The sequence below is a fragment of the Pseudomonas sp. 8(2025) genome (genome assembly GCF_052665325.1).
This window is the reverse complement of record NZ_JBQOIE010000054.1, coordinates 1-336: the sequence shown is the minus strand read 5'-3', so window position 1 is coordinate 336 and position 336 is coordinate 1. Positions and strand designations below refer to the sequence as shown.

The window sequence follows — 336 nt, the reverse complement described above, 5'->3', positions numbered from 1 at the left end:
TCCGGCGCTGGCATGTGGAAGCGGCGTCGCTCAACGGATAAAAGGTACTCCGGGGATAACAGGCTGATCTTCCCCAAGAGTCCATATCGACGGGATGGTTTGGCACCTCGATGTCGGCTCGTCGCATCCTGGGGCTGGAGTAGGTCCCAAGGGTTGGGCTGTTCGCCCATTAAAGCGGCACGCGAGCTGGGTTTAGAACGTCGTGAGACAGTTCGGTCCCTATCCGCTGCGCGCGCAGGAGACTTGAGAGGGGCTGTCCCTAGTACGAGAGGACCGGGACGGACGAACCTCTGGTGTGCCAGTTGTTCCGGGGATAACAGGCTGATCTTCCCCAAG

The 336-nt window shown here is 60.1% G+C and carries 1 rRNA gene; it reads left to right on the top strand.

Features of this window, described 5'->3' with window-relative positions:
* Positions 1 to 336: ribosomal RNA gene (locus ACUXVH_RS31705) — 23S ribosomal RNA — on the top strand; the annotation flags it as partial.